This is a genomic window from Phocaeicola plebeius, assembly GCF_003437535.1.
GTDB classification, from domain to species: Bacteria; Bacteroidota; Bacteroidia; order Bacteroidales; family Bacteroidaceae; genus Phocaeicola; species Phocaeicola plebeius_A.
The window spans coordinates 61637-77711 of the sequence record NZ_QSQT01000020.1 but is presented as its reverse complement, the minus strand read 5'-3'; the positions used below and the strand labels follow the sequence as shown (position 1 = coordinate 77711).

The 16075-nt window shown below is 44.9% G+C and carries 18 protein-coding genes and 1 tRNA gene; 7 read left to right on the top strand and 12 right to left on the bottom strand.

From position 1 onward, the window contains the following. Positions 1-732 precede the first annotated feature (732 nt). From DXD04_RS11390 to DXD04_RS11370, 5 genes are all read left to right on the top strand, one after another. Complete coding sequence (locus DXD04_RS11390) at positions 733-1359, top strand: Type 1 glutamine amidotransferase-like domain-containing protein (RefSeq protein WP_004315354.1); 627 nt, start codon at positions 733-735, stop codon at positions 1357-1359. Beyond that, positions 1356-2288 (top strand): helix-turn-helix transcriptional regulator, encoded by a 933-nt coding sequence (locus DXD04_RS11385; RefSeq protein ID WP_005645910.1) that lies wholly within the window; start codon positions 1356-1358, stop codon positions 2286-2288. Before DXD04_RS11390 ends, DXD04_RS11385 begins: the two co-directional genes overlap by 4 nt. A gap of 31 nt (positions 2289-2319) precedes the next feature. Continuing rightward, positions 2320-2559, top strand: a complete 240-nt coding sequence (locus DXD04_RS16945; RefSeq protein WP_005645908.1) for a hypothetical protein — start codon at positions 2320-2322, stop codon at positions 2557-2559. Further along, positions 2513-2932: an RteC domain-containing protein gene (locus tag DXD04_RS11375; RefSeq protein WP_005645906.1), complete on the top strand. Its 420-nt coding sequence runs from the start codon at positions 2513-2515 to the stop codon at positions 2930-2932. Before DXD04_RS16945 ends, DXD04_RS11375 begins: the two co-directional genes overlap by 47 nt. Positions 2933-3062: 130 nt before the next feature. Next, on the top strand, positions 3063-3395 hold the full coding sequence (locus DXD04_RS11370) for a helix-turn-helix domain-containing protein (protein ID WP_005645903.1): 333 nt from the start codon (positions 3063-3065) through the stop codon (positions 3393-3395). Between the two features lie 42 nt (positions 3396-3437). Here DXD04_RS11370 and DXD04_RS11365 read toward each other — a convergent pair whose 3' ends face one another. The 6 genes from DXD04_RS11365 to DXD04_RS11340 form a co-directional block, all read right to left on the bottom strand. Further along, complete coding sequence (locus DXD04_RS11365; protein ID WP_117673324.1) at positions 3438-4163, bottom strand: hypothetical protein; 726 nt, start codon at positions 4161-4163, stop codon at positions 3438-3440. A 4-nt stretch (positions 4164-4167) separates the two neighbouring features. After that, the gene (locus DXD04_RS11360) at positions 4168-5091 is read right to left on the bottom strand and encodes a relaxase/mobilization nuclease domain-containing protein (RefSeq protein WP_117673322.1); all 924 of its coding nucleotides are present in this window, start codon (positions 5089-5091) and stop codon (positions 4168-4170) included. Beyond that, complete coding sequence (locus tag DXD04_RS11355) at positions 5057-5440, bottom strand: MobC family plasmid mobilization relaxosome protein (RefSeq protein ID WP_117673319.1); 384 nt, start codon at positions 5438-5440, stop codon at positions 5057-5059. Before DXD04_RS11355 ends, DXD04_RS11360 begins: the two co-directional genes overlap by 35 nt. Positions 5441-5596: 156 nt before the next feature. Further along, positions 5597-6577, bottom strand: coding sequence for a toprim domain-containing protein (locus DXD04_RS11350; protein WP_005645991.1), 981 nt, complete (start codon positions 6575-6577; stop codon positions 5597-5599). A 325-nt stretch (positions 6578-6902) separates the two neighbouring features. Then, entirely contained in the window at positions 6903-8135 is a 1233-nt protein-coding gene (locus DXD04_RS11345) for a virulence-associated E family protein (protein WP_005645989.1), read from the bottom strand. After that, the gene (locus DXD04_RS11340) at positions 8116-8424 is read right to left on the bottom strand and encodes a helix-turn-helix domain-containing protein (protein WP_005645988.1); all 309 of its coding nucleotides are present in this window, start codon (positions 8422-8424) and stop codon (positions 8116-8118) included. The genes DXD04_RS11345 and DXD04_RS11340 overlap by 20 nt, the downstream gene beginning before the upstream one ends. A gap of 337 nt (positions 8425-8761) precedes the next feature. Here DXD04_RS11340 and DXD04_RS11335 point away from each other — a divergent pair, with 337 nt between their 5' ends. Both DXD04_RS11335 and DXD04_RS11330 read left to right on the top strand, forming a co-directional pair. Then, complete coding sequence (locus DXD04_RS11335; protein WP_005645986.1) at positions 8762-9049, top strand: helix-turn-helix domain-containing protein; 288 nt, start codon at positions 8762-8764, stop codon at positions 9047-9049. 4 nt (positions 9050-9053) lie between these two features. After that, complete coding sequence (locus tag DXD04_RS11330; protein ID WP_005645984.1) at positions 9054-9335, top strand: helix-turn-helix domain-containing protein; 282 nt, start codon at positions 9054-9056, stop codon at positions 9333-9335. Between the two features lie 146 nt (positions 9336-9481). On the opposite strand, the gene DXD04_RS11325 is transcribed toward DXD04_RS11330, so the two are convergent. From DXD04_RS11325 to sppA, 6 genes are all read right to left on the bottom strand, one after another. Further along, positions 9482-10699: a site-specific integrase gene (locus DXD04_RS11325; protein WP_005645982.1), complete on the bottom strand. Its 1218-nt coding sequence runs from the start codon at positions 10697-10699 to the stop codon at positions 9482-9484. A gap of 251 nt (positions 10700-10950) precedes the next feature. After that, a tRNA-Phe gene (locus tag DXD04_RS11320) sits at positions 10951-11023 on the bottom strand. A 223-nt stretch (positions 11024-11246) separates the two neighbouring features. After that, complete coding sequence (gene thiL, locus DXD04_RS11310; protein ID WP_117673315.1) at positions 11247-12284, bottom strand: thiamine-phosphate kinase; 1038 nt, start codon at positions 12282-12284, stop codon at positions 11247-11249. A gap of 7 nt (positions 12285-12291) precedes the next feature. Then, positions 12292-13101 (bottom strand): purine-nucleoside phosphorylase, encoded by an 810-nt coding sequence (locus DXD04_RS11305; protein WP_117673312.1) that lies wholly within the window; start codon positions 13099-13101, stop codon positions 12292-12294. Then, positions 13058-14158 carry a tetraacyldisaccharide 4'-kinase gene (gene lpxK / locus DXD04_RS11300; protein WP_117673310.1) on the bottom strand — a complete coding sequence of 367 codons (1101 nt, stop codon included), beginning with the start codon at positions 14156-14158 and terminating at the stop codon, positions 13058-13060. The genes DXD04_RS11305 and lpxK overlap by 44 nt, the downstream gene beginning before the upstream one ends. A 15-nt stretch (positions 14159-14173) precedes the next feature. Then, positions 14174-15934: a signal peptide peptidase SppA gene (gene sppA, locus DXD04_RS11295; protein WP_117673308.1), complete on the bottom strand. Its 1761-nt coding sequence runs from the start codon at positions 15932-15934 to the stop codon at positions 14174-14176. Between the last annotated feature and the right edge of the window lie 141 nt (positions 15935-16075).

Below are 16075 nucleotides of genomic sequence, written 5' to 3'. Positions count from 1 at the left end.
CTGACTAAAATTTATGCCTAAACAATAAATCCCTCAGGTTTTTACGTTGACCCCTCACATGTTTTTTTAACTTTTTCGGTTTGGAGTGGCGTATTGGTAGAAAAACAAAAAATCCTGACTCTTTTGAGAATCAGGATTTTAAGTGGTGCCACCAGCAACCGAAAGTCGGCTTGTATAGCACTATTTCTCAATAAGTTATATCTTTATTACGATGTTAGTCCCTTGAATAAGGTTTTCACAACTTTGCACCGTTCAACACAAGTTTGTGTCTTAGGTTCGATTTCTGCGTGCAAAGGTAGATATTTATTTGGAATTATCAATATTTCCAAGAACTTTTTTTGTATTTACTGCTAAAAGTCTGTTTGAATTTTGTTCAGTATTCTTTTAGGAGTTGTTTTGAGGATTTTTCTCTGTATCATTAAGAAGAATTGCAGGCTATGTGACGGAAGGTTTTCAATATCCATGAAGTATATAGAAAGAACTTTAGTCGAAATGTCAGGTATCAATTTTCCCAATAGATTGAATCGTAAAGGAGTATTTTTATCGAGTAATATGTATAACTACATAAACCCCACTGGTTTCGAAACGTGCAGCCACATTACAAATAGGGTAAATTTCAATAATGGATTGTTTTGATGAAAAAAACTCTTCAATATTAGACTTACTGACATAGGGCTGTCATAGAAGACGCTATCTTTGTATCAAAAAGTATTCAACTTAATATTATAGAATATGAAAAGATTATTTTTATGCTCATCATTTGCTGATGTTGCTAATCTATTTGTCGATTGTGCCAAAGAAGATTTGCAAGGGAAAATTATAGCTTTTATACCAACTGCAAGCCTTACAGAACCAATACGATTCTATGTAAAAAAGGGGAAAAAGGCTTTAGAAGAAGCAGGAATGATTGTTGAAGAAGTCGAGATTACCCAACTGCCCAAAGAGGAAATATCTTCTATATTACATAAATGCGATTATATCTACATAACAGGTGGAAATACATTTTTCCTTTTGCAAGAGTTAAAAAGAAAAGGTGTTGATAAAATTATATCTAAACAAGTGAAATTGGGTAAACTGTATATTGGGGAATCTGCCGGAGCAATAATAGCCTCTCCCGATGCAGAATATATGAGAAGTGTGAATTTTGATCCAATAGAAAAGGCTCCTGAATTGAAAGACTGTACTTCTTTAGATTTGGTCGATTTTTATACGATTCCCCATTATGGAAATTTTCCATTCAAGAAAAAAGGTGAAAAGATAGTTCAACTATATAATGAGAAGTTGCAGCTTATTCCTATAAGTAATAAACAAGCTGTTATTATTGAAGATTCAAATATTCAAATTAAAGATGCAAAATGAATAGAATAGACCGTATTTCTGCTATATTGATTCAGTTACAATCGTACTCGTTAGTGAAAGCACAGCAAATTTCAGAACGTTTTAATATAAGCATTCGCACTGTATATCGAGATATAAGAACATTGGAAGAGGCAGGCATTCCTATCATAGGAAATCCCGGTATTGGTTATTCACTTGCAGAAGGATTCAAATTATCTCCTCTAATGTTTACTCAAAAAGAGGCTTTGTCCTTTTTGATTGCAGAGAAATTAGTACATGAACTAACTGATTCAAATAGCAACGAACATTATAAGTCTGGAATAGAAAAGATTAGGTCTGTCATGCGTTTTGCAGACAAAAATATGTTAGAAACAATGGAAAAGTGCATGTCTGTATTGGATACTTATAAATCATCTACCTATAAACCTGATATTCTTTTACTTATTTTACAAAGTATATACCAAAAAAGAATTATTGAAATATCTTATTTGGGAAGTAATGCGTTAAGTGTTTCAGAACGAAAGATTGAAGCTGTTGGAATTTTCTTTTCGAGAACTAACTGGTATCTAATAGGCTTTTATCTTCCCAAAGAAATCTATCTTACATTTCGGATAGATAGAATTCAAAAAATGCACATTCTTAATGAATTACAATCACGGGAACATCCTCCTTTGGAAAAATTCATACGCGAGTTTTATGATAAAGAAAAATTACATGAAATCGTTATAAGAATAGAAAAGAATAAAACCTCCATAATGAATGATGATAAATATTATTACGGATTAACATCTGAGAAAGAGATAGGGGATATGTTTGAGCTTCATTTTCTAACATTTTCAATCAGTAAGTTTGCACATTGGTATCTGTCTTTTGCAGATAGTGCAACTATAATAAGACCAGATTCTTTAAAATATGAAGTTAAAAATATTATCAATAACATTTCTATTTGATTGCTGTCAAATAGTATTTTTAATCGACTAAATGAAAAAAATATTCGACCAAAGATTTTTCCGCTTATTGTCGGAATGCTCACAACGTAAAGTGTCTGCATCTGAATTTGCAGAAGCTATCGAAGAATTGGCGACCCATGTAGCCGATTTCAGTATCACAGAACAAGATTATAGCATTTTACTCCGCTATTTCTCTTTTGGTTTGTATCGTCTTAAATCATACCGTGTATGGTTTGAGCAGGAAAAAAATATCCTATTTGCATCTAATTGATGAAGCGATAGGGTTACTGAATACCGAAATACGCCTAATCGAATGGCGTATCAAGTACCCGGAACAGTTGCAGCAACGCACCAACAAACAAGCCCTTTCCCCTCTATATCTCGCTGACAGAACCACTCTTATCAATATCATGGAAATAGTTAGCGGGCTGTTCCTTTCCCAAAAGATTGTGTATCAAAATGGCAAGCCTGTTTATTTAGTGGACTTGACGAAAGCCTTTGAATGGCTTTTCAATATCAAGATAGGTGATTGTTACCAAAAGCATGAGGACGTGATAAAACGAAAGCCGGGCAAGCTGACAGAGTTTCTTAATGGACTGGCAGAGCTTATTCGCAAGGAACATGACAAGAAAGGGTACAGATAACCAACGGCTTACGATTTATTTATAGGGGATTCCATTAGCTCCCCCGTAATTTCTTTGCGTCCGTTTTCTGAACTTTGCTTCATCAATCGATTGACAGACCATAATGTATAATCAGAAAAATGAAGCAATCATGTATATAGACAATGACGATTTCAGCGTATGGATGCAGAAGCTGTACGCCAAATTGGAAGAACTCTGCAAGGATGTACGGGTACTGCGCAATGCCGACAGGGTGCTGCCCGAAGATGACAACCTGCTGGATAATCAGGACTTGTGCCTGCTCTTCAAGGTGAGTATCAAGACCCTGCAACGCTACCGGGCTATCGGTGCGCTGCCGTATTTCACAATCAGCGGAAAAGTGTACTATAAGGCTTCCGATGTCCGGGAGTTCATCAAGGAGCGGTTCAGCGTTACCACGTTGCGCCAGTTCGAGAAAGAACACTGCACGAAGAAAAAGAAGTGAATTAGAAAGCCGGGGCGGTTCTGCTCCGGCTTTGCTTTTGTTTTATGGCTTGCCTAATTTGTCGGCTTCCTCCTTTAGCTGCTCGGCTTGCTCGTTCAACAGCCTTGCCCGTTCCAACGCTTCCGCCTGTTTCCTGCTGCGGTATTCAAAGCCTTTCACCGAATCGGTCAGGCTTCGGATGAAAGCGTTGTCCCGTTCCCGGCTGAACTTCGTTTCCAGCAAATCAAGGCTGCTGCCGTCTGCCTTTCCTTTCATCAGGATATAGCGGTATTTTATATCGTTGTCCTGTAACCGTTGCATCCGTTCCGTAAAACGAATATTCAAGATTAGCGAAATGATACAGATAATAAAACCTGCTGAAAGAAGAAAAAACTTGGGTTTCAGGTAGGGAGTTACCCGATATATCAGTTTGCCGTACCATGAAACGGGCGTTATTTCTCCGGCTGGTGTATCATCAGCCGGGAACAACACCTTTAACCGCTCCTTGAAATATCGGTGCGAGGTCACGATAAGCCCCTTTATATCTTCAAGGTCTTGTTTTTGGTTCTCGGACTGACCTTTTCTGATACTGCCGATTTGGTTTAGAATCTCCTGCACCATGTTTTCAGGAATGCCGGATTTGCCCTGCATTTCCGAAATGCGCTGTTCGATAACGTCCAGTCGGTTAATCGTTTCCTCCCGGCTGGCTGGCGTTACCTGCTTCTCCTGCCGTTCTTTCAGTTCCGTAACCATAGAGAGAAGTCCCTCCAAAATTAAGTTATTTTCCATGTTCCTATAATTTTAAGTGTCGTTTCTTTTTCTTCTTTTTTCTTTCACCGGGATTGTCGGGTGTTTCATCAGCCGGAGAGGACGGGGCGGAGAACAGACCGCCCAAGCCTGTCAGTAACGGACTGTCGGCTTTGCCCAGTGTCTGCGATAGCTCCTGAACAGGTGCGGAAACCGTCTGTCGGTTGTTTCCGGCAGTGTTCAGCCCCGCATCCCCGAAACATTTATCCAGTTTGGAGAAACTGAAACTGCGGTCTATCTCCGAACCCTTGAACGTGTATTCACCTATGGAAAAAGATATGCCCTGCACTTCGCCAGTCTGTCCCCTGTGCTTGAAATGAATCCCGATACCCTTTTCTGCCAGCCGGGTTTGTAACTGCCGCCAGTTCCTTGATTTCCCGATTTCATCCTTTACGGCATTGTAAATCTCGTATTTGGATTTGTCCGGCTCTCTCAAACGGTGCTGTTTTACATGCTCCTTGCCTTTAGCGAAATAAAGCCCGTGTTTGGCTTTCAGCTTCTTGCATACCTGCTCGTTGCGGTACATGTCGTTCCTGTCCGAAATGGTCTTGCCGTTGTTGTCTATACGGTTGAACACGATATGTACGTGCGGATGTTCCCGGTCTTGGTGGCGCACGATGATGTACTGCGTATCGGTGATTTTCATTTCACGCATGTACTCCTGCGCAAGCTGTACCATTTTCCCGTCTGTCAGCTTGGGTGCGTCCACCGGGGAATAGCTTAGCGCAATATGTCCGACCGGCTTTTTCAGGTCGGGGTTCATCCCGGCTTGCAGTATGAAACTGCGTATGATGTCCCGGTTGCTTTCGGCTAATATTCCCTCCGCATGAAGCAAGGCTGCCTGTTCCTTGCCGAGTACATAGTTCACGCAGCCTTTAAATCTGCTTCCCTTTCTTATTTTTCCAATCATCCGACAGTTGGTTTATGATTTCAACAATCCTGTTCTTGAGTTTCACCAGTTCCACCGCTACCAGTGCAAACCCTCCGGCATTCGCCCGGTGCGCCAGCTGGTTGATGTTGTTGGCTTCGCCCGCCAGCTTGCGGATAGTGTCCGCATCCTGCCTGTTCAGCCGGGGCGTTACCTCTGCCGAAACGACCGCCTGCCGGACGTACTCGCTGACACGCAGCCCGGCTTCGGTGGCTCGCTTCCTGATTGCGTAGAACTGTAACTCGGTCAACTTCGTGCTGACTACCCGGTTCTGCTTGTCTATCCGGCTTTTTGCCGGGCGACCTCCCGGTTTGTTCCTTATCCCTGTCATACGTTTTTACTTTTAGGTGGTATCTTAAAAATTGCGACCAACGGGAGAAATTTTCTTTGCTGTCAAGCAAAGCAAGGTGTTTCGGTCTACCGAAACATAACCTTGCTCTCCCTAATCACACAGCCTGCCGTCTGTTCATGCCGCCAGTCTTGCAGGTCACATCCTTAGCCCTCTCTTTCTTTTTTCACCCGGATTTTGTCTGTTATCCTGCTCCGGCTGGGGCTTGTCGGTAACTGTCAAGTCTTGGGATTGTTTCACTTTAAGACTACGCAAATAGTCGTTCAGGTCATTGTGACCGCTGTACAGGTGTGATGCGTCACGTACACGCCATTTGTATTCCTGCCTTATGGCTTCAACCGCTTTCCTGCCTGCCTCGTCATTGTCAAGCATACAGTGTATATGCCCGTAATCAGCCAGCGGATATAAGGCTTTATCTACGTTGGCGGTGGAGTTCAGGATAACGTAGTCCTGCCAGTCGGTACAGGGCATACCCGGGCTTTTCTGTTGCCGGATAGTGAGGAATGAGAGGAAATCCATAAAGCCCTCGAACACGAAACAGGTATCTCTCGGCTCTCCCTTTTGCCTTATATGGGTGATGTCTTTCGATGTGCTGCCCTTGAAACGGGGATTGCGAAGCTCGTAACCTTCTGAATCATTCCTGAACGCCAGCGCAAAATAAGGCTTTCCACCGATGCGGTAATACATTTCCTGCACGTATGGGGCTGCCGTTCCGGGGGAAATCCCCCTTTCCTGCAAGTAGCGCATGAGTGCCGGATTCTGTAACGGCTGTATTCTGCGTATCTCTATCGGGCTGGTTGCCTGCCTTTTCGTGTCCCTTTCTGGTAGGTCTTTCCCGTGAAAGGAAAAAGAGGTGGTGCTGCCCTGTTCCAGTCGGCAGATAGCACCGTAGGCGTTGCACCCGTTCTGCTTCATCACAAGGTCGATGAGCGTCCCGCCCTCGCCAGTTCCGTAGTCACACCATAGATTGGCGTTATAATCCACCTTGAAACTCGGTGTGTTGTCCTCCCGTAAGGGGCTGCGGTACATCCCGTAACTTCCCTTTTCCGTGACGGGCTGGATTCCCAAAGAGTTCAGGTAATCCTTGATACTGATATTGTTGGCTTCCTTGTAGGTCATAATCTTTATTTTTTTGATGTTGATAAATTGCAGTAGCACAGTAAGAGGTCAGTAAGAAGAAAAGTTACTATGTTTCTGCACATAATTCTTTTTCTTTCAGCGGATTACCTCTTATACAGTAAGATAAGTAAGTTATTTCTTCAAAAGAAGATAGAAATATAACCCTGATATTTCCTGCGGTTTTTCTTTTTCCAAAAGTTTGCGGTTTTATCTTACTGCTTACTGCGCTATTGTTAAATATTTGATATACAGTATATAAAATAGGAATATATCTTACTATGGCAGTTACTGCGTTGCAGTAATAACCAATCGTAAAATGACCGTGCTAACCGTAATTGCTGTTTGTACAGGATGTTGGAACAGGCTTTATCCTGTACCCATATACCGAATAGGTCTGTTTGTCGATACGTTTCTGTACCCGTTTGAACCCGGCTTTGCGTAACGCTTCCCCCAGCCGTTTTTCGGATAGTTGCATGGGGCATATATCCCGTAAACGTGCCAGTATCTGTGCCGTTGTCATAAAGAACAGGGCTTCTTCTTCCTCTGTCGGCTTCTCAAAATATTGCGTCAGCATCTCAAACTCGACTGTCTGCACCTCAAATTCCGCATTTGTCAGGTGCAGTTCCCCAATCTCCGCATCATTGAACCAGTAGCGCACGCCCTGACGGTACAGGTACATGATTTCGGAATAGACGTTATCCATGCGGATGCTTTCTGCTGTGGGCTTGTCTATGCGCAGCACCTCAAACGGCAAAAAACGCCTGCTGCCTGTCGGGTCGGTCAGGAACTCGTTGCCGTTCACCGAAGCCATGAAGCTGGCGAGGTGGGGGTATTCCTCTATGTAAACATCATACGGTTTGCGATACTTTACCGCCGGGGTGGTGATAAGGTTCTTCAATGCGTTCTCGTTCTGCTTGTTGAGTTCCTTTAGCTGGTCGTCAATGTTGATGAATAGGTATTCGGCTATCAGTGTCAGGATGTCTTTGCCCTGCGGGTCTATCTTCCCGGTAAACAGGTAGTTTTTAAGCGGTGTCGGGCAAAGGTTGTCCAGCCACCACGATTTGAATTGTCCCTGTCTGTCCCCGGTCAGTACCAAACAGGTATGGTTCTGACATCCCGTGTCGTTCATCGCGTTGGCTACCACACCGATAAGCCATTTCGTGCAATATTCCTCCCATTTACCGGGGTTGGCTACCTGTACTGTGTTCAGAAGCCTGCCGATATGCCCGTGTTCGGCAGGATTCAGTAAGGGCAGGGCGTTGAAGTATTCCCGTATGGGATGTACCTTTCTTGCGAAATCGCTTTCCAGTATGGTACGGATGTTCTCGGCAGAGGTGACAATACCAGCGGTTGCGTCCAGCCTGCGCCTGAACGAGTTCAGGACGAATTTCGTAACGGGCTGGTACAAGTCCGAAGAACTTGCAGCCCGGTATTCCGTCCGGCTCTTTACGGTATTGAACCGGAAATCGTACAGGACGTTCAACAGGCTTTCGATGCGCTCGTTCTTTGACTGCCAGCCCTCGATATGCCGTGCATCATCACTTCTTTTCTTTTTCATCGGGAAGTCTGTTAGAAGCCGGGACATACTGCTGCTGCATCCACTTTTTGAGTTCCTCCATGTCAAAACGCAGGGTACGCCCACGCTTGACACACGGTATCATCCCCTTACTGGCTAAATGATACAGGTAATTGACCGAATACCCGGTTATGCCGCTGGCAACGGATATTTTGATTAACACAGGCTCTTTTCCGTCCTGCCGTTCTCCGGGCTGTACGCCCGTGACCGGGGCAATCATCTTTTCGATGTTCTCCAGCCGTTTGAAAATTTCTTCGAAAGGATTATTCATGAGTGCTTATTTTGAATTAGCACCACAAATAAAATAAGAAAAATCGGTAAAAAACAAAGCGTCAGCCATTTGGAATCGCTTTGCTTCGCTCTGCACCAAATTAATGTCGGCAAATAGAAAACGGTTTTGTGTTCATTACCTTACTTATTTAGTAAGTGAGGAAAAGACGGGGTTTTTGTTATCGTTTCGTTTCTTTCATGTTGTTTTTGGGTTGGTGGTGGACATTTTCGGACACGCAAGGTCATTTATGGACAGAGGAAAACAACCTATTATTCAGCCTTATATATTTGCACCAGTGAAGAAAAACGGAGTATTGACAAGAATAAATATATCGGTTATGGAAATAGTGACGATTGAAAAGAAAACCTTTGAACTATGGAAACAGAGGTTTGAAAATTTTGTGGGTCGTGTGGATGCGCTCTGCGTGCCTTTACGCAGGAAGCGTGACAAATGGCTGGATAACTGCGAAACCTGCCGTCTGCTGAACGTTTCAGCCCGGACGATGCAGACCTACCGTGACACGGGGAAACTGCCTTACTCGCAGATTAACAATAAGATTTACTACAAGGCTTCGGACGTGGAAACATTTTTGCTCAACCAAGTAAGGGACAATTCTAAAAAGTAGGCGTATGGATTTGATAACGAAAGATTCCGAAACCACGCTGGTACTGTTTTCTTCCCTTGACAGGGTGCTGGAAAACGTGGAGTATGTGGTAATGAACTATCGCCCGGTATTGAACGGTGAACACTACCTGACGAGCGATGAGGTGTGCAGGCGGCTTTGCATCAGCAAACGGACGTTGCAGGATTACAGGGACACGGGGCTGCTGGGCTACGTGCAGCTTCCGGGAAAAATCATCTACCGGGAAAGTGACATCATGGATTTGTTGGAAAGGTTCTATCAGAAATGAAATCTTGAAAACATGAAATCTTGTTTTCTTGCTTTCTTGAAATATTGAAGTATTGAAATATAGCTGTCTTGTTTTCTATATTGTTTGATTGATTGAAAGCCAGCAATCACGTTTTCTTGAAAACTGTGTTGCTGGCTTCTTCGTGGTTATATGGATAGCTGTTTCTCAACGGCTTGCATATCCCTTAGTATCGTTTGGTCTAATACTTTCGCATAATGCTGCGTCATTCGGGTGGATGAATGCCCCAGCATTTTAGCCACGTTCGGCAGTGACACGTTGTTAGCCAGTGCGATAACCGAAGCGAAACTGTGCCGGGCTGTGTGCGTGGTCAGGTTCTTTTTAATACCGCATAAGTCGGCAATCTCTTTCAGGTAGCTGTTCATCTTCTGATTGCAGGGAACGGGCAACAAAGTTCCTTTATCCATGCAGTAGGGGTTATCCTTATACTTTTCAAGTATCTGTTTGGGAATGCTCAAAAGCGGGATGTTGCAGATATTGTTTGTTTTTTCACGGGGTTTCACTATCCACAGGTTGCCGTTATTGTCCTCTGAAATGTGTTCGGGGCGCAAGTTATACACGTCTATGAATGCCAGCCCGGTATATACGCAGAAGATAAAAACATCCCGTACCAGTTCCAGCCGTTCAATCCTGAACTCTTTCTGCCATATCCGGTTTATCTCGGCTTGGCTTAGAAACTGTTTGTTTACCTCCACCTCGTGAAACTTGATTCCGGCAAACGGGTTCTTTGTCAGCCACTCGTTAGCAATGGCAAGGTTTATCACTTTCTTAAAACATTTCATGTACCGGATAACGGTATTCTGTGCGCAATGCTTCTCCGTCTTTAGGTATAAATCGAATTTGCGTACCAGTTCCCCGTTTACCTCACGCAGTAACATATCATCTACCTTGTAATCCCGTCTAACCAGTTCCATGAGGTATTTAAGGCAATTGTCGTAACGTCTTACGGTGATGTCGGCATAGTCCGTCCCGATTAGCTTCCGGCAGTTGTCGTTATGTTCCTTGAATACATTATGCAATGACTTGAAAGTTTCGTCCTTTCCCTGATAGCGGTTCACTATGGCACGTGCGGAGATAATCTTTCCCTCCAGTTCCAAATCTTGGTAAATCTGATAGAATTTCACACGCAGGGCGTCAATGTAATGGTTAAGTTCTACGGAGTTTCGGTCTTTGCCTGTCGATTTCTCTTTTTCCTGCGACCAAAGTGGGACTTTTACGCTCCGCTTTAGTTGAAGTTCCACGTATAGGCGGTCATAAGTGACACGCACACGCACGGGCGCTTCCCCGTTTTTTAACAGTTTGCTACGCTTGATGAAGAACAACACGCTGAATCTTTTTCTTTCCATACGGCTCAATTTTTAATGATACAAAGTTAGGAAATCGAACCGAGAACCCTGTTATGTAAAATAGTGCAACGTGCTGTAAAAGAATGAAGTAAATACTTCGCAGTGGAACATTCCGGGCTTTTGAAAACAGTCCCTTGAATAAGGACGTATGGTTTGCTTCAATCCCACTAATTTTGCCTATTCTTGGAAAAGAAAAATCCCTGAACTTCTTTGAAATTCAGGGATTTACATCGTTTTTCTTTCTTAAAAAGTGGTGCCACCAGGAATCGAACCGGGGACACAAGGATTTTCAGTCCTTTGCTCTACCAACTGAGCTATGGCACCAGCATTTTTATGTTTGCAACCAATGTTTCTCGATTGCGGTTGCAAAGGTACGCAAACTTTTGGAACTTGCAAACATTTCAGCAGAAAAAATACGATTTTTGTGCAAAAAACGGCATTTTTGTGGGAAAAGTACCGATAATAACCTTAAAAACCTTCCTTTTTCAGACCGAAATAAAATCGGAGATTGAAAAAGGAAGGTTTTAATTTAGTTTATAAAAGAACTTTATCCTTTCAAGGGATTCCAGCCTTGTGCTTTCAACTCAAGTTCATTTCCGTCACGAGTCACAAGGGCGCATCCTAGTTCGGGTTTGGTGATGTGACCGATGACTTTCACGTCTTTCATCTGAGAAACGACTTCGTGCGCGGTCAACGGTACCGTGAAGAGCAGTTCGTAATCTTCGCCGCCGTTCAGTGCACAAGTGCTTAGGTTCATGTTGAATTCTTCGGCCATTACGGCTGTCTGATAGTCAATCGGAATGCGTTCTTCGTACACGCGGCAACCGGCATGGCTTTGTGAGCAGATGTGCATCAGCTCAGATGACAATCCGTCGGAGATGTCCATCATGGCAGTGGGTTTGATGCCGGCTTTAGCCAGGCTTTCTACAATATCCTTGCGGGCTTCCGGTTTCAAGAAGCGTTCCAGCAAGTATTCTTTGCCGGCAAAGTCTGGCTGTACATCTTTTTCGCCCTGGAACACGGCTTTTTCCCGTTCCATCAGCTGAAGTCCCATGTAAGCAGCTCCCAAATCACCTGATACGCAGATCAGGTCAGTTTCTTTGGCGCCGTTGCGGTATACCACCTTGTCTTTATCGGCTTCTCCAATGCAGGTGATGGAAATGGCCAGCCCTGTAACGGAAGAAGTGGTGTCACCTCCTACAAGGTCTACCTGATGCTGTGCACAAGCCAGTTTCAGTCCGTCGTAGAAATCTTCCAGGTCTTCGATGCAGAAGCGTTTGGATACAGCCAGTGATACGGTAATCTGCTTCGGAGTACCGTTCATGGCGTAAATATCGGAGAAGTTCACCATGGCTGATTTGTATCCCAGGTGCTTCAGCGGGGTATATACCAGGTCAAAGTGTACACCTTCCATCAGTAGGTCGGTAGTGACCAGTACCTGCTTGTCGGAAAATTCCAGTACGGCGGCATCGTCGCCCACACCGTATTTCGTTTCCGGATTCTGTAATTTAATATCTTGGGTGAGGTGCTTGATAAGCCCAAATTCACCCAACGTTGAAATTTCTGTTCTGTTTCCTTCGTGCATAGTATTTTTACGCTCTGTTGATAAGTTCTCTCATAATGGTTGTCATGCGAGGCTGTGCTTCGTCGGCAGCCTTCTGCACTTCTGCGTGTGATACTTCCACAATCTTTCCTTCCACGCCCAAGTCGGTGATGACTGATACGCCGAATACCTTAATGCCGCAATGGTTGGCTACAATTACTTCTGGTACGGTAGACATTCCTACGGCATCAGCACCTAAAATGTGGAACATCTTATATTCCGACGGAGTTTCGAACGTAGGACCTTGCGTACCGAGGTACACGCCTTGTTGCACCTTGATGCCTTTTTCCTGAGCAATTTCCAGGGCTTTTGCAATCAGTTTTTTGGAGTAAGCTTCACTCATATCCGGGAAGCGTGGTCCGTATTCGATATTCTTCCCACGAAGCGGATGTTCCGGGAAGAGATTGATGTGGTCAGTAATAATCATCAGGTCACCGATTTCAAAGTCGGGGTTGGTACCTCCTGCAGCATTCGATACGAAGAGGGTCTTGATGCCCAGCTCACGCATCACGCGTACGGGGAAAGTCACTTCCTTCATGGAGTAGCCTTCATAAAAATGAAAGCGTCCCTGCATGGCCATGATATCCTTGTTACCCAGTTTCCCGAAAATCAGTTTCCCGCTGTGTCCTTCGACGGTTGAAACCGGGAAATTCGGGATTTCCGAATAGTTGATTTCATACTTGTCGGTGATTTCGTGCACCAGACTGCCCAATCCTGTACCCAGGATGATGGCTGTTTCGGGGTGAGTGTGCATTTTAGCCTTCAGAAAGGCAGCTGTTTCTTGAATTTTTTCTAACATACTCAATGATTTTAGGGTTAAATACTAGTTCTCCTTTGTGCAGAAACTCCACTTCTATAGGGAGCACGTAAATATAGGGTTTCAGTTCTTCGCAGAGCTGCGGATGACCGATAAGCCGTGAAGCATCCTTCTCGGTGGTCAGGATGAGGCGGCGGGTTTCCGGCAGCTTGTGGAACTGCTGTGCAATCTGTTGCATATCGGCACCGTCAAAATTGTGATGGTCGCCGAAGAGCAGCGGAGTGATACGAGCAGCGTGTCGGCCGACTTCCTCCATTAGTGGTGCCGGTGAGGCAATGCCGGTGACCAGCAGCACTTCTTTATCTTTTAACACATCCAGGGGTTGGGTAGGAGCATCCATAAATAAGGGATACAACTTTCCGTAGGCCAGGGTAGTGAAAAACACTTCCTGATGCGGAAGTAGCTGTATGCGTTGTCGGATACGTTCGCATTCCTCCAGGCTGAGGGTAGGCGGACATTTCGTGACGATGAGCAAATCGGCCCTTTTCTTTCCACTGGCTGGTTCCCGAAGGCGTCCGGCAGGAAGAAGCTGGTCACATTCCACAGGGCGATGGTAATCCATCAGCAGAATGCGCAGTCCCGGTCGTACATAGCGGTGTTGAAAGGCATCGTCCAGCAGGATGACTTCCGTATCGGGTGCTCCTTGCGGAGAGGTAAGCTGGCGGATACCCCGGCAGCGGTCTCCATCTACGGCTACGTGAATGGCGGGAAACTTGCGGGCCATCTGGTAAGGCTCGTCACCGATGTCTTCCATCCGGGAGGTAGAAGAGGCCAGCACGAAACCTTTAGATTTCCGCTTGTAGCCCCGGCTTAGTACGGCCAGCCGGAACGAGTTCTGCAACAGCCGGATGAGGTATTCCGTGTGAGGAGTTTTCCCGGTGCCGCCTACAGTCAGGTTACCGATGCAGATGACAGGTAACGGAAAACGTTCTTCGTGGAGCCATCCCACATCGAACAAGAGATTCCGCACCCTCACACCGATGCCGAAGAGGACACTGAAGGGCCATAGCCCCCAATATATTTTGCATTTTCCGCTCATGAATGCGCCTCCTGCTTATTGGATACGCATGTTGAATGGCAAACGGGCTTGCAGGCGGTCAGACTGTTCCACGTGGCGCAACCATTCAAAACCTTGATAATATTCACCGAATGTTTCCTGCAACTGGCTGTGAATGTAACGGTCAGCGCGGGTATTCAGCAGTTCTGTCAGGAAATCCTGCTTAGTCGGGTAGCTTTTCAGTTTATAGTCTTTTACTTTACCCAGTTCGGCAGCCAGCTGGATGGCAGTATCCAGTCCCCCCAGTTCGTCTACCAGTTTCAGCTCCTTAGCCATGCTTCCGGTCCATACGCGGCCTTCCGCAATCTTGCAGAGCTCCTCTAACGGAATATTTCGTCCTTCGGCACAGCGTTTGGTAAACAAGGCATATCCTTGGTTCACCATTTGTTGCATTAGGGCCGATTCTTCCGCATTGAACGGGCGGCTCATGCTGCCCATGTCGGCCATTTTATGTGTCTTGACTCCATCAAAATGAAGTCCCAGTTTATTGGTCAGTAATTCTGAAGCGTCGGGCATCATACCGAAGATGCCGATGGAACCGGTCAGAGTAGTCGGTTCAGCTACGATTTTGTTGGCAGCGCAAGAAATGTAGTAACCGCCGGAAGCTGCATAGTCACCCATGGATACGACGACCGGTTTTTCAGCTTTCAGCAAGGTCACTTCACGCCAAATCTGTTCCGAACCATAGGCACTTCCTCCCGGAGAGTTCACGCGAAGCACGACCGCTTTTACGTTCTTGTCTTTACGCAAATCGCGTAAATCCTTCGCTACTTTCTCGGAGTTAATACCTTCGTCGTATGAAGAGCCGTTGTCAATTTCTCCGTAAGCATAATAAACGGCTACCACGTCTCTTGTCTTGCTTTTCGGAGTGACTGATTTTACACGAGTCATTTCGTCCAGACTCAGGGTCTGAAGATTATCTTCTTCGGTCAGTCCGGCGAGGGATTTCAGGTAGCTAAGCACTTCATCCTTATACATTAAAGTGTCGGCCAGTCCGCAGCGCACGTAGTCTTCGGCTGGGCGTAAGTCCATATTCTGGTCAGCTAATAAGTTTAGGGAATCGACCGAAATATTTCTGGAAGCAGCTACATCGCTCACAATGCTCTTCCAGGTAGATTCCAGAAAGGCCTGTGTTTGTTCACGGTTGGCCGGACTCATTTCGGTATTGGTCATCGGTTCGACAGCCGATTTGTATGTACCCACACGGAAAATCTGCATTTTAACTCCGATTTTGGCCAGAAAATCTTTCAGGAACATAGTTTCGCTGGCCAGTCCGTGCCAGGAGAGACTTCCTACAGGGTTTACAATTACCTTGTCAGCTACGCTGGCCAGATAATAACCGCCCTGTGTGTACATGTCGGCATAGGCAATCAGGAATTTGCCACTCTGCTTGAAATCAGCCAGTGCACGATGAATGGCCTGCAAAGAGGCTGTAGAACATGTCAATGCTCCAGTATGCAAGTAGATACCCTTAATCTGTTCGTCTTCTTTAGCTTTCTGGATAGAATTTAGAATATCTTCCAGTCCGTATGTGGAAATCTGGTCCTCAAAGAACTGGTCTACTGGACTGGGCTGATAGCGTTCCTGAACAGTGCCTTTCAGCTCAAGCGTAAAAACAGAATTGGGCATGACTATGGTTTCGCTTTCAGAGGAAGCTACAAATCCTGCCAGCATGGTGACACCTAAGATGATAAAGATAAACCCGCAAATCAGTACACCCGTAATGGTGGCCAGGGTGCTTCGAAGAAATTCTTTCATTGTCAGTCGTTTTTAGATTAGTAAACAAAGTTATTCTTTTTGCCTGAGAAAGCAAAAATACAAGAGGGTAAATTTCTTTTTTACAGAGCGGTGATTATGCTCTTAGATTTGATTTTAAATTTATTTTAGGTAGTTTTTGAA

Bases quoted from the DNA above. Each gene is read 5' to 3' on its own strand.
- DXD04_RS11330 (WP_005645984.1), top strand. From the start codon at position 9,054: ATGGATTTGATAACGAAAGATTCCGAAACCACGCTGGTACTGTTTTCT.
- DXD04_RS11385 (WP_005645910.1), top strand. From the start codon at position 1,356: ATGAATAGAATAGACCGTATTTCTGCTATATTGATTCAGTTACAATCG.
- DXD04_RS11340 (WP_005645988.1), bottom strand. From the start codon at position 8,424: ATGAATAATCCTTTCGAAGAAATTTTCAAACGGCTGGAGAACATCGAA.
- DXD04_RS11365 (WP_117673324.1), bottom strand. From the start codon at position 4,163: ATGGAAAATAACTTAATTTTGGAGGGACTTCTCTCTATGGTTACGGAA.
- DXD04_RS11390 (WP_004315354.1), top strand. From the start codon at position 733: ATGAAAAGATTATTTTTATGCTCATCATTTGCTGATGTTGCTAATCTA.
- DXD04_RS11335 (WP_005645986.1), top strand. From the start codon at position 8,762: ATGGAAATAGTGACGATTGAAAAGAAAACCTTTGAACTATGGAAACAG.
- DXD04_RS11350 (WP_005645991.1), bottom strand. From the start codon at position 6,577: ATGACCTACAAGGAAGCCAACAATATCAGTATCAAGGATTACCTGAAC.
- DXD04_RS11305 (WP_117673312.1), bottom strand. From the start codon at position 13,101: ATGTTAGAAAAAATTCAAGAAACAGCTGCCTTTCTGAAGGCTAAAATG.
- DXD04_RS11325 (WP_005645982.1), bottom strand. From the start codon at position 10,699: ATGGAAAGAAAAAGATTCAGCGTGTTGTTCTTCATCAAGCGTAGCAAA.
- lpxK (WP_117673310.1), bottom strand. From the start codon at position 14,158: ATGAGCGGAAAATGCAAAATATATTGGGGGCTATGGCCCTTCAGTGTC.
- DXD04_RS11360 (WP_117673322.1), bottom strand. From the start codon at position 5,091: ATGATTGGAAAAATAAGAAAGGGAAGCAGATTTAAAGGCTGCGTGAAC.
- DXD04_RS16945 (WP_005645908.1), top strand. From the start codon at position 2,320: ATGAAAAAAATATTCGACCAAAGATTTTTCCGCTTATTGTCGGAATGC.
- DXD04_RS11355 (WP_117673319.1), bottom strand. From the start codon at position 5,440: ATGACAGGGATAAGGAACAAACCGGGAGGTCGCCCGGCAAAAAGCCGG.
- sppA (WP_117673308.1), bottom strand. From the start codon at position 15,934: ATGAAAGAATTTCTTCGAAGCACCCTGGCCACCATTACGGGTGTACTG.
- DXD04_RS11370 (WP_005645903.1), top strand. From the start codon at position 3,063: ATGTATATAGACAATGACGATTTCAGCGTATGGATGCAGAAGCTGTAC.
- thiL (WP_117673315.1), bottom strand. From the start codon at position 12,284: ATGCACGAAGGAAACAGAACAGAAATTTCAACGTTGGGTGAATTTGGG.
- DXD04_RS11345 (WP_005645989.1), bottom strand. From the start codon at position 8,135: ATGAAAAAGAAAAGAAGTGATGATGCACGGCATATCGAGGGCTGGCAG.